A 22654-nucleotide genomic window follows, 5' to 3' on the forward strand; every position below is an offset into this window, starting at 1 on the left:
CCGTGGAGCTTCAACGCACCCGGCCGCCGTGGGGCAGCGGGCCCCGCGTCTCCTCGGAGAACTCGAGGAACTGCTCCATCTGCCGCACGGACTCCTCGGTGGCCTCCGCCTCCGCGCTCAGCATGGTGAGCTGGCGGTTGACGACCTCCGGGTCGCGGATGGCCACGGACTGCTCGTGCGTCAGCCGCATCAAATCTTCGATGCCCGCCAGCTGGTGGCTCACCACCTCGCGGCTCTCACCGGCCTGCTCGAAGCGCGCCAGCCGCTTGCGGAGGATGTCCACGCGGTTCTGCTTCACGTCCTTCAGCCGCGGGTTCGTCTCCCGCGCCAGGTCCGCCTCCAGCTCCGCCACCTCGCGCTGCAGGTGCTCGCGGTCGGAGCTGTTCAGGTACGTGCGGTACTGGTTCAGCGTGGAGATGAGCCGCAGGAAGGACGTCAGCAGCGCATCCAGCCGGGGCTCGCTGTCCGCCTCCAACACCTTGCCGCCCGGCAGCTTCCGGTAGTTGGCGAGGATCTTCTCCTTCAGCCCGACGAGCTGCTGGTAGTGCTCGCGCTGAGAGGGCGCCAGGTCCGCCTGGAGCGCGTCCAGCGCCTTGCGCGCCGCCTCCGGGTCGTCGAGCGTGTTCGCCCGCACCGCCCGCTGGAAGCGCTTCATGGACGACATGACGCCCAGGTAGAGGCCTTCCAGGCCCAGCGCCACCAGCATGGGCAGCGGCTCGCCCGTCATGGCCGCCGAGGCAGCCGCCGTGCCCAGCCCCACCAGGTTGGCGGGCATCATGAAGGCGGCCTTGATGTAGTTCGGCGACTTCGCCACGTCCGTCCTCCAGCGTCAGGGGCCGCGCGCCTCCGACACGTACTTCAAGGCCCCCAAATCCTTCGTGTCCTCCGCGGGAGGCACCGGAGGCCCTCGCTTCAACTTCTGGAAGAGCGCCGCGGCGCTCTGGAAGAGCTCGTCATAGGTGACGGGCGCCTCGCCGGAAAGCCCGAAGAAGGCCCGATTGTCCGCCAGCGTGGCCGGCGGCGCGCTCCGGATGGCTTCAATGGGGTCACCCAGGTACGGCGCCACCTCGCCCAGCATCCGGGCCCCCGCCGTCGGGTCCTTCAACACGCTCTGCCCCGTGTCCAGGAGCCCCCGCAGCACCCGCCGCACCGCGTCCGGGTAGCGCGCGGCGAAGTCCCCCCGGGCCACCAGCACCGTGGCCACCAGGTGCGGCGCATCCGCCGTCGTCGCCAGCACCGCGCCGCCCCGGTCCCGCGCCGCCAGCTCCACGTCCCCCCACAGCCCCACCACCGCGTCCGCCCGGCCCTCGCGCAGCGCCCGCCCCGCATCCAAGGTGGTGGGCAGCTCCACCCAGCGCACGTCCGTGATGCGCAGCCCCGCGCGCGACAGCAGCCACAGCGCGAAGTAGTGCGACGAGCCATACGGATACACGCCCAGGCGCTTGCCGCGCAGGGAGGCGAGGTCCGGCACACCCACCGCGGCCAGGGCCTCCTGCCCCCGGCTGCGCCCCACCAGCATCAGCGTGCGGGGCGCCGCGTCCCGCAGCGACGGCGCCCACGCGGCCAGCCGGTCCACGGACAGGGTGGCCATGTCCACGCCGCCGTTCTCCGCGCCAATGGCCAGCGCGTGCCGCAGGTCGTCTTCCTTGGCGAAGAGCACCGCCCGCGCGTCCAGCGCATAGGCCGTCTTCAGCAGCCCCTGCGGCGCGCCGGGCGGAGGCACCGGGTTGTCCAGCGTCGTCGCCCCGCCCGCCGCCACCAGCAGGCCCGCGGAGGCGCCGCGCGGGCTGAAGCCGATGAGCACCGGCCGCAGGGGCACGGAGGCCACGTCCGCCACCGGGGCCGCCACGCCGGCCGGGAAGTCTCCCGGCGACAGGCGGACCGCCTCACGCGTGGACGGGAAGTACCGCTCCTGCAAGCGGTCCAGGTACCCCATGCGCGACGCGAGCACGTAGCTCGCGCCGAGCGCACAGAGGAACAGGAAGAGGAAGAGACCTGGACCGCGGTGGAGCTTCATTCAAGACGGACTACTCGACGCCGACCTTCTTGCCGATGGTCTTCTCCGGACCGCTGCCCACCTCGGACACCGGCGCCGGGCTGCTGACGAGCCCCATCTCCATCTTGAACTGCTTCACCAGCTCGTCGGCCTGGATCTTCTCCGCCTCTTCCTCGATGTTCGCCGCGGTGTGGTCCACCGACTCGAGGGCCATCTGCATGCGGGCCTCGTTGATGGCGGACTTCTCCTGCACCTTGCGCAGCATCTCATCGTGGGTGGAGTCGATGCCCGCCACGGTGAAGGACTCCATCGTGTCGGCGACCTTGGCCTGCCACTTGGCGCGGCGCGCCTCGCGGATGGCGTTCATGGCCTCCTGCGTCTTGCGCTCCTTCTCGCGCATGAACGCCTTCTTCACCGACAGGGCCTTCTCGTAGGCCTGGCGCGCGGTGGCGAGCTGCTGCTCGTTGCGGGCCAGCGCGTCCCGCTCCATCTGGAGCTTGGAGGCGTACTGCGCGGCCAGGTCGTCACGGCCCGCCTGGATGCCGGCCTTCACCTTGGCCGTCAGCGAGCGCACGTCGTCCTGGTACTTGGCGTTCTCCTTCTCCAGCAGCGTCACGTTCGCCCGGACCATGGCGATGGACTCGTTCATCTTCGGGACCTGGTCGTTCAGGTCACGGACGTTCTGCTCGAGAATCAACTCCGGGTCCTCGATGGAGGAGACGAAGAACCCGGCGAAGCTGCGCATTGCTCTCTTGAATCGTTGCCACATATCGGCGGTCTACCTCCGTCCAGACCTACTTGCAGCCACCTTACACGATTGCCGGGGCGAGCAAGCAGACACAGTCCCAATGGCTTCTCTGTCCTTACGCGCTTCTACCTAAGGCGATTGCGGCGGATACAAAAGCGTGACGTGACGGTTCCGCGCCGGAAAATGGGGCCCGCCCGCGCTGCGTCCGCCCTTCCGTCCGCTTCCGCACGATAGGTGGCAGGGCTTGCAAGCAACGAAGGAAGCGGGGAAAACCCACGCCTCGTGACGTCTCCGCCTCCCGTGCCCGGCCCGCTCGAAGAGACGATGTCGCGGGCCATGGACGCCCAGCGGCGGAGCGTCGTCGGCGCGGGCGCGGCGGTGCGGCTCGTCGGCGCCGCCCTCTTCCTGGCCATCAGCACCACGCTGTGGCTGGCCGGAGGCCGGGACTGGGGCGTGTACCCACCCGCGTTGGGGCTCTACGCCTCGGTCGCTGGCGTGCTGTTCATGCTCCGCCAGCGGCGCGTGGCCCGGGGCCTGGGCGCGGTGCAGTCCCTGGTGGACGTGGGGCTCGTGTATTGGCTCCAGGCCACGACCCTGCCCGTGTCGCCCTTTCCGGCGGGTGTCGCGGGCTTCAGCCTGGGCCTGTTCGCGCTCGTCGTCGCCCTGAGCGGGCTGGGCATGCGCGGCACCGTCGTCTACGGCACCGCGCTGCTGTCCGCCGTGGCCCAGGCGACGCTCATGCGGCAGGCGGACGTGGGCTGGGGCGCGGTGGCCATCGCCGTGGTGGCGCTGGTGCTGGTGGCCGTGGTGAGCCACTACGGCACCGGGCGGCTGCGCGGCCTGGCGGTGACGCTCTCCCGCCTGGAAGTGGACCGGGCGCTGGAGGCCCGCCGCTTCCAGGAAGTGGAGGAGGCGCGCCGCACGATTGAGCGCATGCTGGCGGATGCCCAGGCCCAGAACGCCGAGCTGCAGCGGCTGCAACGGGACAAGGAGCAGCTGACCGAGTTCCTGGTCCATGACCTGCGCTCGCCCCTGTCGGCGCTGACGCTGTCCTTGTCGTGGATGGAGCAGGAGGTGCCCCGGCACGGCGGCCTCGGGGAGACGGTCCGCACGGGACTGGCCGTCACCGCGCGGCTGGACCGGATGATCTCCGACCTCCTGGACGTGCCCCGGCTGGAGGAAGGCCGGCTGGAGCCGCAGCGGGCCACCTTCCCGGCCACGCGCATCGTGGAGGACGTGCGCCGCTCCCTGGAGGGCATGGCGCGCGCGCGCAAGCTCACCCTGGACGCGGAGGTCCCCGCGCGGCTGGAGCTGGTGGGCGACGCCGGCCTGCTGGTCCGCGTCCTGGAGAACCTCACCACCAACGCCCTGCGCTACGCCCCGTCGGGCGGGCGGGTGCGCCTGGAGGCCGGCGCGGATGAGGACGGCCGCTGGCTCGCGGTGCGCAACGACGGCCCGCCCATCTCCGAAGAGGCGCGCGGGCGCATCTTCGACAAGTACGGGCAGGCCGACCCGGAGCGGGACAGCCGCCGGGGCTACGGCCTGGGGCTCTACTTCTGCCGGCTCGCCGCGGAGGCCCACGGCGGGCGGTTGGCGGTGGAGGACGCGCCCGGCTGGTCCACGTCCTTCGTGCTGCGGCTGCCGGCCTGAGCCTCAGCCGCTGCGCGCCTTCTTCTGGCGGCGCTTGAGGATGCGCGCCACCTGCGCGTTCGCGTTCGCCAGGACGGAGGAGGCGTCCAGCGTGGTGAGCACGCCGTCGCGCAGCACCGGCTGGCCGTCGATGAAGACGTGCGCCACGTCGCTGCCCCGCGCGGAGTGCACCAGCGGCACCAGCACGTCCTCGGGCGTGGGGCCCGCGTGCAGGCCGCTGACGTCCACCACGGTGATGTCGGCGCGCTTGCCGGGCTCCAGCGAGCCCACCTCGTCCTCCAGGCCCAGCGCCCGGGCGCCGTGCAGCGTGGCCATCTCCAGCACGCGCATGGGCGTCATCGCGCACGGCCCCACGCGCGGGTTGTGCATGACCGCGGCGAGCTTCATCTCGTAGAAGATGTCGAGCGTGTTGTTGCAGGGCGCCCCGTCAGCGCCCAGCGCCACCGCCACGCCGGCCTCCAGCAGCTCCGGCACCTTGGCGATGCCCGACGCCAGCTTGAGGTTGGAGCCGGGGCAATGGCACACCACCGTGCGGGTGTCGCGCAGGAGGTCCTGCTCCTCCTGGGACAGCCACACGCAGTGGGCCATCGTCACGTGCGGGCCGGACATCCCCACCGTGTGGAAGAAGGCCACGTTGTCCTCGCCGCCGGTGTACTGGCGGACCGCGTCCGTCTCCTTCGCGTTCTCACTGGCGTGGGTGTGGATGCGCAGCCCGTGCTCCCGGGCCAGCCGCGCCACCTCGCGCAGCAGCGCCGGGGTGCAGGACAGCACGAAGCGCGGGGCGAAGGCGTAGCGCAGCCGGCCGTCGTGCGTGCCGTGCCAGCGCTCCTTCAGCGCCAGGCTCTCCCGCAGCGACGCCTCGGTGCTCTCGCGCAGGCCCGCGGGCACGCCCGCGCCCGCGTCCATCATCGCCTTGCCGCCCACCAGCCGGAAGCCGGAGTCCCGCGCCGACTCGAAGACGGCGTCGTAGTGGTACACGCTGCCCATGTCGAGCGCCGCCGTGGCGCCCGAGCGGATGAGCTCCGCGAAGGTCAGGTCCGCGGAGGCCCGCATGGACGCGGCGTCGTGCGCGGCCTCGAAGGGCCAGATGCGCTCGCGGAGCCAGTCCAGCAACTCCAGTCCATCCGCGCGTCCGCGGAAGAGCGTCTGACAGGCGTGGAGGTGGCCGTGGATGAGGCCCGGCAGCACCACCTTGCCCGTCACGTCCACCACCCGCCGGGTGCCCCGGGGCTTGAGGCCCCGGCCCACCTTGGCGATGCGCCCATCCTGGACGAGGACGTCCGCATCCACGAGCACCTCGCGCTCGCGGTTCATCGTTACAACCGTGCCACCAGTCAGGAGCAAATCCACGGCGTGCTCAGGCTCTCTCTTTAGAGGAAGTCTTTGGTGAAGGCATGCGGCAGCAGCCCTCCCAGGGTGTAGCGCGCCTCGCCGCCCTTCGGCGTCCGGCTGCGCACGGGCAACTCCTGCCCGCCAAACTCGGCCATGACCTGGCGGCACATGCCACACGGAGGACAGGGCTCGGGGGTGTCCACGACGATGGCCACGGCCACCGGCTGGGTGTGCCCCTGGGCCACTCCCGCGGCGAAGGCATTGCGCTCCGCGCAGACGGTGAGCCCGTAGGTGGCGTTCTCCACGTTGCAGCCGGCCACCACGGCGCCGTCCGCATAGAGGACGGCGGCCCCCACGGGGAACCGTGAATAGGGCACGTGGGCGCGCGCACGCACGCGCGCGGCTTCCTCGAACAGGCGCTCCCAGGGAACCTCGTCCGCCATGACGCCCTCCTACACGAAGCCGGATTGCGGGCCGTTACGAGCGGGCCGTACCGCGCTGCACGTCATCCAGGTGGCGCGCGATGGCCAGTTCGGACTCCACCGGCAGGTCCACGAAGCGGACCCGCGCCGCCGGGCCGTTGGCGCCCTGCGTGACGTGGAGCACCTCACCCTTCGCCACCACCTCATCGGGGAGCATGGGCAGGTGGAAGCGGACTTCCACCCGCGTCCCCTGCGCCCACCCGGAGCCCTGCCAGGCGCAGCCGCCCAGGGACAGGTCTCCCTCATGCTGCTCGAAGTCCCCCGAGCTGTCCTCCCGGCGCACCTTCAGGCGCATGGGGACCCGGGGTGAGTCCCGTCGGTCCTCGGCCTTGTCGCTCATCGAGTCGTTCCTCTCGGCCATCGCCGCTACCTCCCTGCCGCTCATGCTCGCGCCACCGCCACGCATTTGAAACCCACGTCCCCGTGGGTCCTGGCCCGCGAGCCCATACCGTAGACGCGTGCCGCCGTCTCGTCCGAGACGACGTCCACCCCTCCGACCGCCCTCCCCGCCTTGTCACGACGCCTCGTCATCTGGGCATCATACGAGGGAACACCCGCGCGCGAGGCCGGGAATTTGGGGCCCCACCGTTCCAGGCCGGGCCATTTGGCGGATTGCCCGCGCCCCACCGGGGGCCCGGCGCGGGGGGGCTGGGCGAGGCGCTCAGGCCGGGACGCCCTGATCCCGGGACGCCCACCAGTCCTCGCCGTAGCTGATGCAGAGCTGCTCGCCGGGGTGGATGTCCCGCAGCGCGTGGTAGCAGAAGACGTCCCGGGTCGCCTCGCGGTGATAGGACGTGTTGGGCTCGCGGGCGTGGTTGTAGATCATCCCATACCCCAGCACGAGCGCCACCCACTCGCCCTGCCGGGGTACTTCGTGCGCGGCCCATTTGAGCAGGAAGACGTAGTCCTGGAGCTGGGGGTTCTGGGAGAGGGTGCGCGGCAGCTTGAGGTAGTGGCATTCCTCGATGAGGTCGCCCGCCTTGATGAAGGCGTCGGTGAAGACGCCGTAGCCCCACTCGCACGGCCGGACCTTCACGCCCGGATGGATGTACAGCGCCGCGCCCTGGTTCATGTTCCCCTGCCCCGAATGGCTCAGGGCTGAAGGATGGCGCCTTCCCTGTGCGGGGTGAAGCCAGAAGGTGCCGACCGTCTCCCGGTGGCGGGCCGGGTCCGGGGCACCTCTGTGCGACGACGGGCCCTCCCGCTAGAGTGCGCCGCCGAAGGTCCTCCTCCCGCCCGCTCCCTATTCGTTCCAACGCGCGATGCGTGCGCGGCGGCCTGCCCTTGCCCTGACGACACCATGATGACCGAATCCGCCGTTCCCGAAACAGCCCCCGTCTGCCCTGAACATGATGGCGAACCGTCCACGGGGACGTGTGAGCGGTGCGGGCGCTTTCTCTGCGCGAAGTGCCGGACAGCCCAGGCGGGTGTCTGCGCACCCTGCTCCGCTCGGCAGGTCCAGGCGCTGCCCTTCACCCGGGCCCGGACGCGGTGGGCGAGCGTGGCCCTGGCGGCGAGCGCGGTCCTCGCCGTCCCGGTCGCCATCCTCAACCTCTGGCTCTACCTGAGCTTCGAAAATGGGAGCCCCAGCCTCGAAGACGCCGAGTCCTTCGACCAACTGAACGCGCTGCTCGCGCTCCCCTCCCTGCTGACGATGCTCGCCACCATGGTCCTCTACCTGCGCTGGCTGCGCCTGAGCGTGAAGACCGCCAATGCCCTGGGCTTGAGCGACGAATCAACCGGCTGGGCCACGTTCTGCTGGTTCATTCCGTTCGCCAACCTCGTCAAGCCGCTCGAGGTGGTGCGGGGCCTCTGGCAAGCATTGGGCGGCCCTCCTGAGCGGCGGTCCATGCTCACGGCCTGGTGGGCGACGTGGATCCTCAGCAACATCATCAGCAACGTCGGCAACACCTTCGCCCGGGCGGATACCGCGAGCGCCTCTTCGCTGTCCGTGTCGCTCCTCGCCGGGATTCTCGCGGAGAGCCTCTCCATCGCGGCGGCGGTGCTGTGCATCCGCGTCATCCGGGACATCGAGTCGCTGCTCGTGGCCCGCAGGGCGGAGGCGGAGGCGACCTGACCGGCGCCACTCCCTGAGGCGCCACGTGAAAGGAGCCCCGCGCCGCGCCCTGGCAGGGCATCGACGGGGGCTCCCGGGTCACCACTCAGCGCCGCGCCCTACTCCACCCGCTCGCGGATGAGCGGCCGGGCCGCGGGGGCCGCGTCGCCGAAGTGGTACGCGGCCAGGAGGCGCGCCTTCACGTTCTCCAGCGGGGCCGCGTCGTTGTAGTGCACGCGCACCACGGGCTCGCCCTGCTTCACGGACTCGCCCGTCTTCTTCAGCAGCGTAAAACCCACGGCCGGGTCAATCTTGCTGTCCGTCCGCTGCCGGCCCGCGCCCAGCGCCACCGCCGCCAGGCCCACGCCCTCCGTGTCGATGCCGGTGACGAACCCGTCCCGGGGCGCCACCACGTCCGCGGTGGACTTCGCCTGCGGCAGCAGCGAGTAGTCGTCGATGGCGCGCGGGTCTCCCCCCTGCACCTGGACAATCTCCTTCAGCTTGCGCACCGCGCTGCCATCCTCCACCACCTTGCGCAGCTGCTCGCGCGCCTCCTCCACGGAGGCGGCCTTCTTGCCCAGCACCAGCATCTCCGCCGTGAGGGCATACGTAATCTCGGTGTAGTCCTCCGGCGCGTTGCCGCGGAGCATGTCCACCGCCTCGATGACCTCCAGCGCGTTGCCCACCTTGCGGCCCAGCGGCTGGTCCATGTCGGTGAGCAGGGCCACGACCTTCTTCCCCATCTCCGCGCCCAGGCCAATCATCGTCTTGGCCAGCGTGCGCGCGTCCTCGTCGCGCTTCATGAAGGCGCCGCTGCCCACCTTCACGTCCAGCACCAGCGCGTCGATGCCCTCCGCCAGCTTCTTGCTCATGATGGAGGACGCAATCAGCGGGATGCAGTCCACCGTCGCCGTCACGTCCCGCAGCGCGTAGAGCTTCTTGTCCGCGGGGGCCACCTGCGCCGTCTGGCCAATCAGGCAGCAGTTCACCTCGCGCACCAGCCGCCGGTACTCGGACGTCGGCAGGTTGACGTTGAAGCCAGGGATGGACTCCAGCTTGTCCAGCGTCCCCCCCGTGTGCCCCAGGCCGCGGCCCGAAATCATGGGCACCGGGACGCCGCACGCGGCGGCCAGCGGCGCCAGGCTGAGGGAGACCTTGTCGCCCACCCCGCCCGTGGAATGCTTGTCCACCTTCACACCCGGCGTGTCGGACAGGTCCAGGACCTCGCCGGACTCCAGCATGGCGCGGGCCCAGGCGCCCAGCTCCCGGGAGTCCATGCCCCGGAAGAAGATGGCCATGCACATGGCCGCCATCTGGTAGTCCGCCACCGTCCCCGCCGTATACGCCTCGATGAACGCACGGATGTCCGCCGGATCCAGCCGGCCGCCATCCCGCTTGGCCTTGATGAGCTCGTAGGGTTGCACGAGGCGAGCCCATAGCAGGAACCCACCCCTTCATGCACTCCGGGAAAGGGCGGGCATCTGGTAGATAAGCGCCTCATGATGCTCCGCCTCCACGTCCTCGCCCTCACCGCCCTCCTGTGCGCGTGCTCCAAGCAGAAGGAAGAAGCGCCCCCCTCCGGGGCCCAGGCCCCCGCCGCCGGGAAGACGGAAAAGAAGGCCCTCCCCGTGGGGCTCGTCATCGACGTGGGCGGCCGAGGAGACCACTCCTTCAATGACGCGGCGCTTCGGGGCCTGGAGCTGTGGGCCGCGGGCAAGCGCTACGAGGGCGGAAAGTACGTGGACGCCACGCCCGCCGAGGTGCGCCAGTCCCTGCCGCCCCACCTGGCCGCGGACGCCGCCCGCTTCCAGTCGCTGGCCATCCAGCCCATCGTCCTGCAGAGCAAGGCCCAGGAGGACTACGTCCCCAACCTCCAGCTCCTGGTGGACCAGGGCGCCCGGCTCACCGTGGGCAACGGCTACATGCTGGCCAACGCGGTGCGCACCTCCGCCCAGGAGAACCCGAAGTCCCAGTTCCTGCTCATCGACAGCCAGGTGCTGGACGCGCAGGGCAAGGCCATGAAGCTGCCCAACGTGCGCACCGTCCTCTTCAAGGAGCAGGAGGGCAGCTTCCTCGTGGGCGCGCTGGCCGGGCTGGTGACGAAGACGAACAAGGTGGGCTTCGTGGGTGGCATCGAGGTGCCCCTCATCCAGCGCTTCGAGGTGGGCTACCGCGCGGGCGTGAAGACGACCAACGCCCAGGCGTCCCAGGCGCTCATGTCCGTCTACACGGGCAGCTTCAACAACATGGCCGCCGGCAAGCAGGTGGCGCAGGACCTCATCTCCAAGGGGGCGGACGTCCTCTTCCACGCCGCGGGCGCGGACGGCATCGGCGTCATCCAGGCGGTGAAGGAAGCGCGCGCCGCGGGCAAGAGCGTGTACGCCATTGGCGTGGACTCCGACCAGGCGCACGTGGCGCCGGACGCCATCCTCACGTCGATGATGAAGCACACCGACCTGGCCGTGTACCAGGCCGCGAAGGACCTGGTGGACGGCACGTTCTCCGCGGGCGAGCAGGTGCTCGGCCTCAAGGAGAACGGCGTGGGCATGGCCCAGGTGCGGGTGGACTTCCCCGGCAAGGCGGAGGCGCTCCAGAAGGTGGAGGCCCTGCGCCAGCGCATCGTCTCAGGGTCGCTCCAAATCCCGGCCGTCCCGGCGGACCTCGCCTCCTTCCAGGCTGCCGCGCCCTGATTTCCCTCCGGAACATCCACAAGGCCTTCGGCACCTGCGTCTCGCTGGCGGACGCGTCGCTGGACGTACACCGTGGCGAGCTGCTCGCCGTGGTGGGTGAGAATGGCGCGGGCAAGTCCAGCCTGATGAACGTCCTCTACGGGCTCTACCAGCCGGACGCGGGCGTGCTGTCGCTGGACGGCCAGCCCGTGCGCTTCAAGAGCCCCCGGGACGCGATTGCGCGGGGCATTGGCATGGTGCACCAGCACTTCATGCTCGTGCCCACGCTGTCGGTGGCGGAGAACGTGGTGCTGGGCCGCGAGCCCACCCGCAACGGACTGCTGGACCTGGAGCGCGCGGTGCAGGAGGTGTCCGCCACCTGCGCCCGCTTCGGCTTCCAGTTGGAGCCCCGGGCCCGCGTGGACACGCTCAGCGTGGGCTCGCAGCAGAAGGTCGAAATCGTCAAGGCGCTGCACCGCGGCGCCCAGGTGCTCATCCTGGACGAGCCCACCGCCGTCCTCACGCCGCAGGAGGCTGATGAGCTGGCCCGGGTCATGCGCGGACTCGTCGCCCAGGGCCACACCGTGGTGCTCATCAGCCACAAGCTGAAAGAGGTGCTCGGCGTGGCGGACCGCATCGCCGTCATGCGCCGGGGCCGCTGCGTGGCGGAGGTCCGCGCCGCCGACACCACGGCCGAACAGCTCGCCGCGCTCATGGTGGGCGAAGGCCAGCGCGCACCGGCCGCCGCGCCCGCCACGGCCGTGTCCCAGGCGCCCGGCGAGCCGCTGCTGGACGTGCGTGGGCTCCAGGCCACCGGCAACACGGGGCGCCCTGCCCTGCGCGGCGTGGACCTGGAGGTGCGCGCGGGTGAAATCGTCGGCATCGCGGGCGTGGACGGAAACGGGCAGCGGGAGCTGGCGGAGGTCCTCACCGGCCTGCGCGCGCTGACATCCGGGAGCGGCACGCTGCTGGGAGGACCCTTGAGCGGCCTCACTCCGGCCCAGGCGCGGACGCGCGGCGTGGGGCACATCCCCGAGGACCGGCTCCACCGGGCGGTGGTGAAGGCGCTCAGCGTGGAGGAGAACGTGGCCCTGGGCCGGCACACGCGGCCGCCCTTCGCCAAGGGCCCGTGGATTGACTTCAAGGGCCGCCGCGAGCGCACGCGCGCGCTGACCGTGGCCTATGACGTACGGCCGCCAGACCCGGAGGTCGCCCTGCGCGCCCTGTCCGGCGGCAATCAGCAGAAGGTGGTGGTGGCGCGCGAGCTGGATGCGCGGCCCCGGCTGCTGGTGGTGGTGCAGCCCACGCGAGGGCTGGACGTGGGCGCGGTGGCGCAGGTCCACGCGAAGCTGCGCGAGGCGCGCGACCAGGGCACGGGCGTGCTGCTGGTGTCACTCGATTTGGAAGAGGTGTTGGCCCTGTCGGACCGCGTCTATGTCTTCTTCGAGGGCCGCGTGACGGGCCACTTCCCGCGTCACGCGTTCGACGAGCGCGAGCTGGGACGGCGCATGCTGGGGACCCCGGAGCCGAGCCATGCCTGAGCGCGTGAGACAGCTGCTGCCGTCGGTGCTCTCCGTGCTGCTGGCGCTGGGCGTGTGCTGGGTGCTCATCGCGCTCACCCTGGAGCCGGGCACCGCGACGGACGCCTATCTGCAGATGCTGTGGGGTGGCATCGGCAACTGGCCCGCGTACCTGGACGGCGCGGCGGCCACCGTCATCACCCGCCCGCTGGGCGAGTCCGCGATGAAGGCCGCGATTCTCACCCTCACCGGCCTGTCCGTGGCGGTGGCGTTCAAGGTCGGCCTGTTCAACATCGGCGCGCAGGGGCAGATGCTGCTGGGCGCGCTGGCCGCGGCCGTGGTGGGCGCGCAGGTGTCGCTGCCCGGCGTGCTCCACGTCCCGGCGGCCTTGCTGGGCGCGGCGCTCGCGGGCGCGGCGTGGGCGGGCATCGCCGGGCTGCTGCGCGTCTACCGGGGCGTGCACGAGGTCATCTCCACCATCATGCTCAACTGGGTGGCGCTGAGCCTGGTGGACAACTGGCTGGTGGTGGGCCCGCTGCGCGCCGCGGCCGAAGGCGGCCAGTCCATCACCGGCACCGCCGAAATCCAGGCCACCGCCGTGCTGCCCCGGCTGCTGGGCGAAGGCTCGCGGCTCAACCTGGGCTTCCCGCTGGCGCTCGTCGCGGCGCTGGCGGTGTGGGTGTGGCTGACGCGCACGCGCTCCGGCTTCGAGACGCGCGCGGTGGGCCTGGGCGCCGAGGCCGCGCGCGCCGCGGGCATCCCCGTGGCCCGGCGCATGGGCCTGGCCATGGCGCTCGCGGGGGCCATGGCGGGGCTCGCGGGCGCGGTGCTGGTGCTGGGCACGGAGGGGCGCTACCCCGGAACGCTGGGCGCGCCCTACGGCTTCGACGGCATCGCCATCGCGCTCATCGGCAACAACCACCCGCTGGGCGCCACCGTGTCCGCGCTCTTCTTCGGCGTGCTGCGCGCGGGCGGAACGCGCATGCAGCTGCTCGGCGTTCACAAGAGCTTCCCCGAGCTCATCCAGGGCCTGGCGCTGCTCTTCGTCGCCGGGCGCATGGTGTGGCTGGCGGTGCTGCGCCGGCGGAGCGTGGCGCCCGCGGCGTCGGCGGAGGTGCCCCGTGCTTGAGGTCCTCCACTCGCTGCTGTTCTCCACCCTGGACGCGGCGCCGGCGCTCATCTTCGCCGCCCTGGGCGCGGTGCTCTCCGAGCGCGCGGGCGTGGTCGCCGTGGGCATGGAGGGGATGATGCGCGTGGGCGCCTTCTGCGCGGCGGTGGCGGCGCTGACGATGCCCACGCCCCTGGCCGTCGTCATGGGCATGCTCGCGGGCGCGGCCCTGGCCGGCGTGCATGGCTTCCTGAGCATCCGCTGGCGCTCCGACCAGGTGGTGTCCGGCATCGCCCTCAACCTGGTGGCCCTGGCGGGCGGCACCTTCCTGCTGGAGTCGCTCTACGGCCCCAACGGCACCCCGCCCATCCAGCAGCTCACCCGCTGGGACATCCCCGGGCTGGGCGCCGTGCCGGTGCTGGGCGCGCTGTCCGGGCACTCGGCGCCCACGTACCTGGCGCTGCTCCTGCCCTTCGCCTTCCAGGGCCTGTTGACTCGCACGCCCCTGGGCCTGCGGCTGCGCGCGGTAGGCGACAAGCCCCAGGCCGTGGCCACCCTGGGCCTGTCGGTGCCGGGGCTGCGCTGGGGCGCGGTGCTGGGCAGCGGGCTCCTGGCGGGCCTGGGCGGCGCGGTGCTGTCCACCGCCGTGCTGGACCGCTTCGAGCAGCACACCCCCGCGGGCCTGGGCTTCATGGCCCTGGCCGCCATGGTGTTCGGCCGGTGGACGCCCGTGGGCGCCTTCCTCGCCGCCACCTTCTTCGCCTTCGGTAACGCGTTGCGCATCGGATTGGTGTCGAGCGCCCCCGGCCTGGTCGAGCTGATCCCCCAGGGCGTCCTCCTGGCCCTGCCCTATCTGCTCACGCTGGGGGTGCTGACCCTCCAGGGCCAGCGCAGCAGCGCCCCCGCCGCGCTCGGGACGCCCTACGAACAAGAGTCGCGCTGACGTTTTGCGCGCAAGAGGTCATTCAATACCCGGGTGAAAATCGAATTCAGGTCATGAAAGACCCCTTCTTTCGTTGACCGGATTCCAGTTGGGGCAACTTTCTCCAGTGTCGAAACGATTCAACCCCCCGACGTTACAGGGCTGCGCTCGTTGGAGGTGCAATGGGCGATTCCGACGCGCCGGGACGAAGCACGGCATGAGCCTCGCATAGACACAGCGCGGTATCGGATCACGTACCGGACTGGACGCAGGCGCCCAGGGGGGAGCTCCATCCAGGGCGAGAGAGGTCCGTAGGACGGCCTGGAACACCCGGGTGAAGGCTCACCTGGTCACCATGTAGGGGTGGCGTGATGCTGGAGACGACGGAGACCGCGACGTATCGGCCCCGGGTGCTGGCCGTGAACGTGGAGTCGGGCGGCATGGAGCGGCTGTGTTCCATCCTCGCGCCGGCGGGCTATGACGTGCTGACGGCCAGCGGCCTGGCGGCGGCGGCCCATCAGTCCGCGGACCTGGTGCTGCTCGACGTGGAGCGCCCCGGCACGGACGGCCTCGCGACGTACCGGCGCCTCCAGGACGCGCTGGGAAGCCCCGCCCTCCCCGTGCTCATGCTGACGCCCAGCGCCGACCGGGAGACGCGCCGCGAGGTGCTCGAGGCGGGCGTGGATGACCTGCTCATCACCGAGCCCCTGGACCCGCTGGAGCTGAAGGTCCGCATCCACACGCTGCTGGAGCTCAAGGCGCACCGCGAGCGCGGTGGCCAGCGCGCCGAAGCGCTGCAGGACCCACGCGTCCGCTGGGTGGAGATGGAGCGGCTGGCCCGCGTGGGCACGCTGGCCGCGGACGTGGCGCAGAACCTGGGCCGCGTGGGCGAAGGCCTCCAGCGGGCGCTGGAGCACGTGCGCATGCGCGCCTCGCAGGGCCTGCCGCCGGACGCCGACGAGCTCAAGAAGCTGGGCGTGGCGGGCGAGCAGATGCGCCTGCACGGCCAGCACCTGCTGTCGCTGGGCCCCACCAGCCCCAAGGACATCCAGCGCTTCGACCTGCGCGACCTCATCCCCGCGGTGGTGGAGCGCATGCGCGACGCCGGCCGCCTGGGCGCCGCCGAGGTGAAGGTGCAGCTGCCGGACGAGGCCATCGCCGTCGTCTTCAACCGCCGCCAGTTGGAGCAGGTGGTGGTGGAGCTGCTGGCCAACGCGGTGGACGCGGTGGAGGACGTGACGGACCGCCCGCGTCGCATCCACGTGGGCGTGGAGCTGCCGGACATCTTCGGGGACTTCGGCCCGCGCCTGTACGTGAAGGACACGGGCATCGGCATCTTCGAGGACGAGCTGCAGGCCGTCTTCGAGCCCTACTACACGACGAAGGCCCCCGAGAAGGGCGCCGGGCTGGGCCTCACGGTCGCGCGCACCCTGGTGGAAGCCATGGGCGGCGCGGTGGCGGTGAAGAGCCGCGTCAACCTGGGCAGCACCTTCACGGTGGAGCTGCCCGAGCAGACGTCGTCCTGGTAGCTAGAAGCGGTAGGCGACGCCGAAGAGCGCCTCCAACGTGAACTCGGTGTCGTCGATGTCCGGGATGACGGCGGGCCCCAGCCGGACGTTGAAGGTGACCCCCAACTGGCGGTTGACGAAGTACTCCAGGCCGCCGCCCACGAGGACGGGGAACACCGGGCCGATTCCCTCGCCGAAGTAGACGTGGAAGGGGATGTCCAGGCCCAGGTTCACCATGACGGCGCTGCCGGCGGGGATGCCCACCACCAGCCCCACGGGCAGCGCCAGGCCCACGTCGGTGTCGCGGCGGTTGAAGTAGAAGAAGGGGCCCGGCTGGAAGGTGAGCGCCAGGGAGAAGTTGCGCTCCTGGACGAGCTGCAGCCGCATCCACGCCTGGAGCTTGATGCCCGGGTCCGTGTAGCGGACCCAGCCCTCGCGGCCCCAGTTGAAGCTGAACTTGCCGCCGATGTCGAAGCGCTCCGAGCCACCGTGCAGCAGGCCCAGGGAGATGCCGGGCCAGCCAAGCTGGCCATGGAACGCGGTGTTGCCCCGCCCCAGCGTTTCACCGGCGAGGACGGACCAACCCTGCCCCCCGCGCTGCGCCAGCGCGGTGGCGGGGAGGGCCAGGAAGCAAGCGAGGAGGACTCCGGGGAGCAGTCGCTTCACACGGTACCTTTCTGCGAAGGCCGCCCGCGGGGGCGAGCGGTGGATGTGGTGCAGCGTCACAAGACTCACGCTGGCTGCCCGCGCTCACGCGCGAGGCCGAGGAAAGCGGCGATGAAGCGGGCCAGCCGGGACTCGGCGCGCGCGCGGGCCTGAGCCAGGGGCTCGCCGTCGGCGAGCGTCTCCTTCAGCTCGAAGTAGTATTTGATTTTCGGCTCGGTGCCGGAGGGACGCAGCGTGACGCGGCCGCCGCTCTCCAGCTCGAGCGCGACCACGTTGGACGGCGGCAGGCCCCGCTCACCCTTCTTGTAGTCGCTCACGGCGCGGACGGCGTCACCGCCGATGTCCTTCGGCGGCGAGGCACGGAACGCGTCCATGATGCCGCGAATGATTTGCGCGCCCGCCGCGCCGGGGAACGTGAAGTTGCGCTGCGCGCCCACGTACAGGCCATGCGCGCGCTGAATCTCCTCCAGGTAGCCCAGCACCGTGGTGCCGCGCGCCTGACACCACGCCGCCAGGTCCGCCATGACGAGCGCCGAGCCCACGCCATCCTTGTCGCGCGTCACCGTCCCCACGGTGTAGCCCAGCGCCTCCTCGTAACCGAAGACGAAGCGGGTGCCCTCGGCCTGCTCGCGCTCCAGCGCGCGGTTGGCGATCCACTTGAAGCCGGTGAGCACCTCGTCACACGCGGCGCCCAGCGAGCGCGCGATGTCCCCCAGCTGCGCCGAGGAGACGATGGTGGTGACGACGTGCGGCGTGCCCTGCTTCGGCCCCTGGGTGAGGACGTAGTGGCCCAGCAGCACGCCCACCTCGTTGCCCGTCAAGAGCCGCAGCGCTCCGTCCGCGTCGCGCGCCATGACGGCCAGCCGGTCCGCGTCCGGGTCATTGGCCAGCACCACGTCCGCCTTCACGCGCTCGGCGGTGGCGGTGGCCAGGTCCATGGCGCCCGGCTCCTCCGGGTTGGGGAAGCGCACGGTGGGGAAGCGGCCATCCGGCTGCTGCTGCTCGGCCACGGGGGTGACGCGCGGGAAGCCCGCCTCGCGCAAGGCGCGCACGGCCCAGACGCCGCCCACGCCGTGCATGGCGGTGTAGACGATGGACAGCGACTCGGAGCCCTTGCCCACCACGCGCAGCCCCAGGATGGCGCGCACGTAGGCGTCGCCGATGGCCGCGGGCAAATCCCGCCACAGCCCCCTGGCGCGCGCATCAGCCGGGGTCAGCAGCGGCACGCGGTTGGCGGGCTCCACCCGGGCGATGGCGGAGGCGATGCCCGTGTCATGCGGCGGGATGATCTGCGCGCCGTTGCCCCAATAGACTTTGTAGCCGTTGTACTCGGGCGGGTTGTGGCTGGCCGTCACCATGACGGCCGCGGCGGCGTTGAGGTGCAGCGCGGCGAAGGCCACCAGCGGCGTGGGCACCGGCTCCGGGAAGACGTGGGCGGGGATGCCCTCGGCGGCCAGCACCGCGGCGGTGTCCTCGGCCAGCTCCACGCTCAGGTTGCGCGCGTCGCGGCCCACCACCACGCCCCGGGTGGCGACGTCCGGCACCTGCTCCTTGAGGTAGCGCGCCAGGCCCGCGGTGGTGCGGCGGATGACGGCGCGGTTCATCCGGTTGGGACCGGCGCCCAGCACGCCGCGCAGGCCCGCGGTGCCGAACTCCAGGTCCTGCGAGAAGCGGTCCTCCAGCTCCGCCCAGTCCGCCTTCGCCAGCAGCGCCGCCAGCTCCGCCGCGGTGGACGGGTCCGGATCCGCCTGACGCCACGCCTCCGCCCGCTCCTTCAGTCCGGTGGTGTCCATGAGCCCTCGAAGCCTCGTGTAGCCGTTGAGGGCGCGCGACGCACACAGGCTCGCACGCCGGTTGTTCAGGTGTAGTCGGTCAGCTTGCTGCGGGTGGCGCGGCCCTTGGGACCATCCTTGTTGCCCTGGCACGTCACGCAGAACTCCGCGTAGGGCATGGCGCGCAGCCGGCCGAGCGGAATCTCCTCGCCGCACTCCTCGCACTCGCCATAGCCGTCCGGGTCCTCGCGCAGCTTGCCCAGCGCCTTGAGCACGCGGGCCAGCACGCCATCCATGTTCCGGTTCCGGTTGGAGGCGATGGCCTGCATCATCTCGTTGAGCGGCTGCTCGTCCTCGTCGCCGCCGATGCGCGCGTCATCGGTGCGGTTCGGCTCGATTCTCGACGGCGTCTTCTCCGTCAGCTCCGAGTGGAGCGCGAGCAGCAGCGCCATGAGTTCCTCTCGCTGTTTCGCGTTCACGGTGTCCGCCCCGGGTCAGTACTTCGCGGTGGAGGTCTGCCCGGAGACGATGGCCACCGACGCGGACGCACCCAGGCGGTTGGCCCCCGCGCGCAGCATCTTCAGCGCGTCCTCGGCGGAGCGGATGCCGCCCGACGCCTTCACGCCCACCGTGTCCCCCACCACCCGGCGCATCAGCGCCACGTCCGCCTCGGTGGCCCCGCCCGGACCGAAGCCCGTGGACGTCTTCACGAAGGCGGCGCCCGCGGCCTTGGAGAGCGAGCAGGCGATGACCTTCTCCTCGTCCGTCAGCAGGGACGTCTCCAGGATGACCTTCACCGGCACGGGCCGGCTGGCCTCCACCACGGCGGCGATGTCCTGGTGCACCAGCGCGTAGTCGTGCGCCTTGAGCGCGCCCACGTTCAGCACCATGTCGATTTCCCGCGCCCCGGCGCGGATGGACTCCCGGGCCTCGAAGGCCTTGGCGGACGGCAGCGAGGCGCCCAGCGGAAAGCCCACCACGGCGATGGGCAGCGTGGACGTGCCGGCCAGCACCCGCGCCGCGGTGGCCACGTGCGTGCTGTTCACGCAGACGGTGGCGAAGCCGTACTGGCGGGCCTCCTCGGCCACCTTCACCACGTCCTCGGCGCGAGCCTCGGGCTTGAGCAGCGTGTGGTCGATGTACGGCGCCAGGTCCGCGTGGGAGCGCACCTTGTCCAGGTCCACGCGGGCGGTGGACGGACCCGACGCTGGAGCGCTGGCCCCGGGCGTCTGCTCCTCCTTCCACGCCTCGAGCCGGCGGCGCGCCTGGTTGGCAATGTCCTCGACGAAATGGAAGAGGTCTTCGGAGTCGGACATGCCCGGCCCCTTAGCCCACTTCCAGGCCCTCGGGAAGCGCTCGCGGGAGAAGCGCGCCTGCTCCGAGCCCCTGGGTGCCAGAGGGGGGAGCGGAGCGGTAGAGTCGGTCTCGTGATGTCCTTTGTCCGGTGGCTCGCACTCCTCGTCCTCCTCCTCGCCTCGACTCCGGGTCAGGCCCTGGCCCAATCGACCGGCCAGCCCCTCACGGTCCATTTCTTCGACGTGGGCCAGGGGGACGCCGCGCTCATCATCTCCCCCACCGGCAAGACGGTGCTCATCGACAGCGGCCCGCCCGACGCGCGGCACCGCCTGGAGCAGCGACTGCGCGAGCTGGTCAAGGCGCCGCTGGACCTCGCCATCCTCACGCACCCCCACCTGGACCATTTGGGCGGCATGTCCTCCGCGCTGCGCTCGGTGGGGGCCCGCCGCTTCATGGACCCGGGCTTCGACCACCCGAGCGAGGCGTACCGCGACCTGCTCAACGTCGTGGGTGACGAGGTGGGCCAGGTGATGACGCCCGTGCCCAACCCGCAGGACCCGCGTTCGCTGGTCACCATTGGCCTGGGAGATGGCGCGGCGCTCACCGTGCTGTGGCCGCGCGTGCCGGAGGACGCCTTCCTCACGGGCACCCGCTCGGACCCGAACTCCAACTCCATCGTCGCCAAGCTGACCTACGGCAAGACGGCGTTCCTCTTCACCGGCGACGCCGAGCCGGACACCGAGGCCACGCTGCTGCGCAAGCCCATCGACCTCACCTCCACCGTGCTGAAGGTGGCCCACCACGGCGGTCGGCACTCGTCCACCGCGGGCTTCCTGGCCGCGGTGAAGCCCAAGGCCGCGGTCATCTCCGTGGGCGCGAAGAACGACTACGGGCACCCCACCCCGGCGGTGCTGGAGCGCCTGCGCGCGGTGAAGGCCACCGTGTTCCGCACCGACCAGGACGGCGAGGTGGTGGCGACCAGCGACGGCAACGTCGTCTCCCTGCGCGCGGAGAAACGCGGCGGGGCCTCGGAGCTGGTTCCCGGAGGCGTGAAGGCCGGCCCGGTGGCGCTGGGCCCCATCACCCGGGGAACGCGCCGGACCAGCACGCCCCGTGGGCGCGGCGCCCCGTCCACCCCGGCGGAGGCCCCCGGCACCGACACCACGCAACGCGGCACGGACACGCCCCGATACTTCAGCCTCAAGGGCAGCAAGGTGTTTCACAAAGAGAGCTGCCGGACCCTGAAGCGCTCCAAGTCGAACCGCACCGCCTATTCGAGCCGCGCCGAAGCCGTGCGCGAGCGCCGCCCCGCCGAGGATTGCCATCCATGAGTTCCCGCCCGCGCCTCCTCCTCGCCGTTTTGCTGGCACTGGCGGCCTGCAAGGAGCCGCCACCTCCGCCGCAGCCGGTGGCGGCGCGCCCGGCGGAGCGCCCCCGGCGGTACTTCGGGGGCACCCCGGACGGGAAGCTCCACGTCTACTTCTTCGACGTGGGCCAGGGGGACGCAGCGCTCATCGTGTCGCCGGACGGGTACACCGCGCTGGTGGACGCGGGCCCCGCCTCCTCGGCGGAGCACCTGGTGAACCGGCTGCCCGAGTTGCTCACGCAGCGGCTGGACCTGGTGGTGCTCACCCACCCGCACTCGGACCACCATGGCGCGCTGGAGCCGGTGCTGAAGCGCGTGGGCGCCCGGCAACTGCTGGAGCCGCAGCTGGGCGCCACGCCCAAGGCGTATGACACCCTGCTCGGCGCCGTGGCCAGCCAGGGCGTGGAGTTCATCTCCCCGTCCCCCTCCCCCGCCACGCCCAACGCGCTCCAGCGGCTGCCCCTGGGCGCGGGGGTGTCCCTCACGGTGCTGTGGCCCCGCGCGCCCACCGAGCCGCTGCTCGACGTGCCCGAGGCCGCCCTGGAGGCCAACTCCGTCATCCTCCGGCTCACCTATGGGGACACCGCGGTGCTCTTCATGGCGGACGCGCATGCCCGGACGGTGGACCACCTGCTGGCGCGCAACGCCCCCATGCAGGCCACGCTGCTCAAGGTGGCCGCGCACGGCACCGAAGGGCCCACCTCCGCCGCCTTCCTGTCGGCCGTGGGGGCCCGCGCCACCGTCATCTCCGCGGGCGAAGGCAGCCTGCTTGGCGCCCCCGCGCCAGTCACCCTCAAGCGGCTGGAGGCCACCGGCGCGCAGGTGTTCCGCACCGACCTGCACGGCGAGGTGCAGGTGGTGAGCGACGGGAAGACGCTCGTCGTCACGCCGCAGCGGCTGTCCGCCGGCGTCCCGGAGGACACCCGTTACAGCTACCCGGGCCTGGGCACGCCCACGCCCCGGGACGCCGCGCTCGCGGGGGACTCCCGGCGCTCGACGGGCCGCTCCGGCACGCGTGACGCCTCGGGCAAGCAGCCCACGGGGAAGATGTACACCCTGAGCCTCGACGAGCCGGCAGGCGACGGGGCGCCGCCCTCCCGCGCGGGCCCGCGCTCGCGCAGCGGCGCCTCTGGCTCAGGCGCCGTGACGGTGGGGACCTACGTCGGCAGCAGCCGCAGCGACGTGTTCCACAAGCCCGGCTGCCGCAACGTCGTGAAGATCAAGTCATCAAACCTGGTGACCTTCTCCAGCCGGGAAGAGGCCTCGCGCGGACGGCGGCCTGCCCGGGACTGCAACCCCTGAGGAGCCACGCCCCATGACGACCCGGGCCACGCTGGACCGCATCGAAGACGACGTCGCCGTGCTGGTGGTGGAGGGCCGTGAGGTGACGCGCCCCCTGCGCGCGCTGCCCGCCGGCCTGCGCGAGGGAGACGTGCTCGACCTCGACACCCTGGAGGTGGACCGGGAGGCCACCGAGGCCCTGCGCGAGGAGGTGCGCAGGGCCCGCGAGCAGGCGACCCGCGGCAAGAAGCCGCCGCCGGCCGGGAGCTTCGACCTCTAGAC

Annotated in this window: 22 protein-coding genes and 1 pseudogene; 11 read left to right on the top strand and 12 right to left on the bottom strand. The window is 71.6% G+C overall.

Going from position 1 to position 22654, the window contains the following annotated elements:
* Positions 1–10: 10 nt before the first annotated feature.
* Genes HV826_RS17425 through HV826_RS17435 form a run of 3 tightly spaced genes read right to left on the bottom strand, consistent with a single transcriptional unit; the run spans position 11 to position 2765 of the window.
* Positions 11–814: a hypothetical protein gene (locus HV826_RS17425; RefSeq protein ID WP_163786156.1), complete on the bottom strand. Its 804-nt coding sequence runs from the start codon at positions 812–814 to the stop codon at positions 11–13.
* 15 nt (positions 815–829) lie between these two features.
* Positions 830–2017, bottom strand: a complete 1188-nt coding sequence (locus HV826_RS17430; protein ID WP_176418155.1) for an ABC transporter substrate-binding protein — start codon at positions 2015–2017, stop codon at positions 830–832.
* 10 nt (positions 2018–2027) lie between these two features.
* Positions 2028–2765 carry a PspA/IM30 family protein gene (locus tag HV826_RS17435; RefSeq protein WP_176418156.1) on the bottom strand — a complete coding sequence of 246 codons (738 nt, stop codon included), beginning with the start codon at positions 2763–2765 and terminating at the stop codon, positions 2028–2030.
* Positions 2766–3026: 261 nt separating this feature from the next.
* Here HV826_RS17435 and HV826_RS17440 point away from each other — a divergent pair, with 261 nt between their 5' ends.
* Positions 3027–4394, top strand: a complete 1368-nt coding sequence (locus HV826_RS17440) for a HAMP domain-containing sensor histidine kinase (RefSeq protein WP_176418157.1) — start codon at positions 3027–3029, stop codon at positions 4392–4394.
* A 3-nt stretch (positions 4395–4397) separates the two neighbouring features.
* Here the strand turns inward: HV826_RS17440 and HV826_RS17445 are convergent, their stop codons facing one another.
* The 4 genes from HV826_RS17445 to HV826_RS17460 form a co-directional block, all read right to left on the bottom strand.
* Positions 4398–5744 (bottom strand): 5'-deoxyadenosine deaminase, encoded by a 1347-nt coding sequence (locus HV826_RS17445; RefSeq protein WP_176418158.1) that lies wholly within the window; start codon positions 5742–5744, stop codon positions 4398–4400.
* A gap of 20 nt (positions 5745–5764) precedes the next feature.
* Entirely contained in the window at positions 5765–6169 is a 405-nt protein-coding gene (locus HV826_RS17450; protein ID WP_176410488.1) for a cytidine deaminase, read from the bottom strand.
* A 34-nt stretch (positions 6170–6203) separates the two neighbouring features.
* Positions 6204–6569 (bottom strand): TIGR02266 family protein, encoded by a 366-nt coding sequence (locus HV826_RS17455; protein ID WP_255207805.1) that lies wholly within the window; start codon positions 6567–6569, stop codon positions 6204–6206.
* Between the two features lie 300 nt (positions 6570–6869).
* The gene (locus HV826_RS17460) at positions 6870–7280 is read right to left on the bottom strand and encodes an SET domain-containing protein-lysine N-methyltransferase (protein WP_176418160.1); all 411 of its coding nucleotides are present in this window, start codon (positions 7278–7280) and stop codon (positions 6870–6872) included.
* A 231-nt stretch (positions 7281–7511) separates the two neighbouring features.
* Between HV826_RS17460 and HV826_RS37270 the strand changes: the two are divergent.
* A pseudogene (locus tag HV826_RS37270) lies at positions 7512–7613 on the top strand (B-box zinc finger protein); the annotation flags it as partial.
* Positions 7614–7709: 96 nt separating this feature from the next.
* A complete protein-coding gene (locus tag HV826_RS17465) occupies positions 7710–8285 on the top strand; it encodes a DUF4328 domain-containing protein (RefSeq protein ID WP_368670944.1) in 576 nt (191 codons plus the stop codon).
* 98 nt (positions 8286–8383) lie between these two features.
* Here the strand turns inward: HV826_RS17465 and HV826_RS17470 are convergent, their stop codons facing one another.
* Entirely contained in the window at positions 8384–9688 is a 1305-nt protein-coding gene (locus HV826_RS17470) for a thymidine phosphorylase (RefSeq protein WP_176418162.1), read from the bottom strand.
* A 75-nt stretch (positions 9689–9763) separates the two neighbouring features.
* On the opposite strand from HV826_RS17470, the gene HV826_RS17475 reads away from it, so the two are divergent.
* The 5 genes from HV826_RS17475 (at position 9764) to HV826_RS17495 (ending at position 16012) form a co-directional block, all read left to right on the top strand.
* Positions 9764–10954 (top strand): BMP family protein, encoded by a 1191-nt coding sequence (locus tag HV826_RS17475; protein WP_176418163.1) that lies wholly within the window; start codon positions 9764–9766, stop codon positions 10952–10954.
* Positions 10955–11043: 89 nt separating this feature from the next.
* Positions 11044–12474 (top strand): ABC transporter ATP-binding protein, encoded by a 1431-nt coding sequence (locus HV826_RS17480; protein ID WP_407938407.1) that lies wholly within the window; start codon positions 11044–11046, stop codon positions 12472–12474.
* Complete coding sequence (locus HV826_RS17485) at positions 12467–13582, top strand: ABC transporter permease (protein WP_176418164.1); 1116 nt, start codon at positions 12467–12469, stop codon at positions 13580–13582. The genes HV826_RS17480 and HV826_RS17485 overlap by 8 nt, the downstream gene beginning before the upstream one ends.
* On the top strand, positions 13575–14504 hold the full coding sequence (locus HV826_RS17490; RefSeq protein ID WP_176418165.1) for an ABC transporter permease: 930 nt from the start codon (positions 13575–13577) through the stop codon (positions 14502–14504). The genes HV826_RS17485 and HV826_RS17490 overlap by 8 nt, the downstream gene beginning before the upstream one ends.
* A gap of 350 nt (positions 14505–14854) precedes the next feature.
* The gene (locus tag HV826_RS17495; RefSeq protein ID WP_176418166.1) at positions 14855–16012 is read left to right on the top strand and encodes a sensor histidine kinase; all 1158 of its coding nucleotides are present in this window, start codon (positions 14855–14857) and stop codon (positions 16010–16012) included.
* On the opposite strand, the gene HV826_RS17500 is transcribed toward HV826_RS17495, so the two are convergent.
* The 4 genes from HV826_RS17500 to deoC form a co-directional block, all read right to left on the bottom strand.
* Complete coding sequence (locus HV826_RS17500) at positions 16013–16657, bottom strand: hypothetical protein (RefSeq protein ID WP_176418167.1); 645 nt, start codon at positions 16655–16657, stop codon at positions 16013–16015.
* A 65-nt stretch (positions 16658–16722) separates the two neighbouring features.
* Positions 16723–18450 carry a phospho-sugar mutase gene (locus tag HV826_RS17505; RefSeq protein WP_176418168.1) on the bottom strand — a complete coding sequence of 576 codons (1728 nt, stop codon included), beginning with the start codon at positions 18448–18450 and terminating at the stop codon, positions 16723–16725.
* 65 nt (positions 18451–18515) lie between these two features.
* Positions 18516–18908 (bottom strand): TraR/DksA C4-type zinc finger protein, encoded by a 393-nt coding sequence (locus HV826_RS17510; RefSeq protein ID WP_176418169.1) that lies wholly within the window; start codon positions 18906–18908, stop codon positions 18516–18518.
* A gap of 15 nt (positions 18909–18923) precedes the next feature.
* Positions 18924–19745, bottom strand: a complete 822-nt coding sequence (gene deoC / locus HV826_RS17515; RefSeq protein WP_176418170.1) for a deoxyribose-phosphate aldolase — start codon at positions 19743–19745, stop codon at positions 18924–18926.
* Positions 19746–19859: 114 nt separating this feature from the next.
* Here deoC and HV826_RS17520 point away from each other — a divergent pair, with 114 nt between their 5' ends.
* Genes HV826_RS17520 through HV826_RS17530 form a run of 3 tightly spaced genes read left to right on the top strand, consistent with a single transcriptional unit; the run spans position 19860 to position 22652 of the window.
* Positions 19860–21056, top strand: coding sequence for a ComEC/Rec2 family competence protein (locus tag HV826_RS17520; protein ID WP_176418184.1), 1197 nt, complete (start codon positions 19860–19862; stop codon positions 21054–21056).
* The gene (locus tag HV826_RS17525; protein ID WP_176418171.1) at positions 21053–22393 is read left to right on the top strand and encodes a ComEC/Rec2 family competence protein; all 1341 of its coding nucleotides are present in this window, start codon (positions 21053–21055) and stop codon (positions 22391–22393) included. The genes HV826_RS17520 and HV826_RS17525 overlap by 4 nt, the downstream gene beginning before the upstream one ends.
* Positions 22394–22406: 13 nt before the next feature.
* Entirely contained in the window at positions 22407–22652 is a 246-nt protein-coding gene (locus tag HV826_RS17530; RefSeq protein ID WP_176418172.1) for a DUF3006 domain-containing protein, read from the top strand.
* Positions 22653–22654 lie beyond the last annotated feature (2 nt).

The organism is Myxococcus sp. AM010 (assembly GCF_013372585.1).
Lineage (GTDB): Bacteria > Myxococcota > Myxococcia > Myxococcales > Myxococcaceae > Myxococcus > Myxococcus vastator.

Bases quoted from the DNA above. Each gene is read 5' to 3' on its own strand.
- HV826_RS17485 (WP_176418164.1), top strand. From the start codon at position 12,467: ATGCCTGAGCGCGTGAGACAGCTGCTGCCGTCGGTGCTCTCCGTGCTG.
- HV826_RS17530 (WP_176418172.1), top strand. From the start codon at position 22,407: ATGACGACCCGGGCCACGCTGGACCGCATCGAAGACGACGTCGCCGTG.
- HV826_RS17435 (WP_176418156.1), bottom strand. From the start codon at position 2,765: ATGTGGCAACGATTCAAGAGAGCAATGCGCAGCTTCGCCGGGTTCTTC.
- HV826_RS17430 (WP_176418155.1), bottom strand. From the start codon at position 2,017: ATGAAGCTCCACCGCGGTCCAGGTCTCTTCCTCTTCCTGTTCCTCTGT.
- HV826_RS17495 (WP_176418166.1), top strand. From the start codon at position 14,855: ATGCTGGAGACGACGGAGACCGCGACGTATCGGCCCCGGGTGCTGGCC.
- HV826_RS17455 (WP_255207805.1), bottom strand. From the start codon at position 6,569: ATGGCCGAGAGGAACGACTCGATGAGCGACAAGGCCGAGGACCGACGG.
- HV826_RS17460 (WP_176418160.1), bottom strand. From the start codon at position 7,280: ATGAACCAGGGCGCGGCGCTGTACATCCATCCGGGCGTGAAGGTCCGG.
- HV826_RS17505 (WP_176418168.1), bottom strand. From the start codon at position 18,450: ATGGACACCACCGGACTGAAGGAGCGGGCGGAGGCGTGGCGTCAGGCG.
- HV826_RS17450 (WP_176410488.1), bottom strand. From the start codon at position 6,169: ATGGCGGACGAGGTTCCCTGGGAGCGCCTGTTCGAGGAAGCCGCGCGC.
- HV826_RS17475 (WP_176418163.1), top strand. From the start codon at position 9,764: ATGATGCTCCGCCTCCACGTCCTCGCCCTCACCGCCCTCCTGTGCGCG.
- HV826_RS17525 (WP_176418171.1), top strand. From the start codon at position 21,053: ATGAGTTCCCGCCCGCGCCTCCTCCTCGCCGTTTTGCTGGCACTGGCG.
- deoC (WP_176418170.1), bottom strand. From the start codon at position 19,745: ATGTCCGACTCCGAAGACCTCTTCCATTTCGTCGAGGACATTGCCAAC.
- HV826_RS17520 (WP_176418184.1), top strand. From the start codon at position 19,860: ATGTCCTTTGTCCGGTGGCTCGCACTCCTCGTCCTCCTCCTCGCCTCG.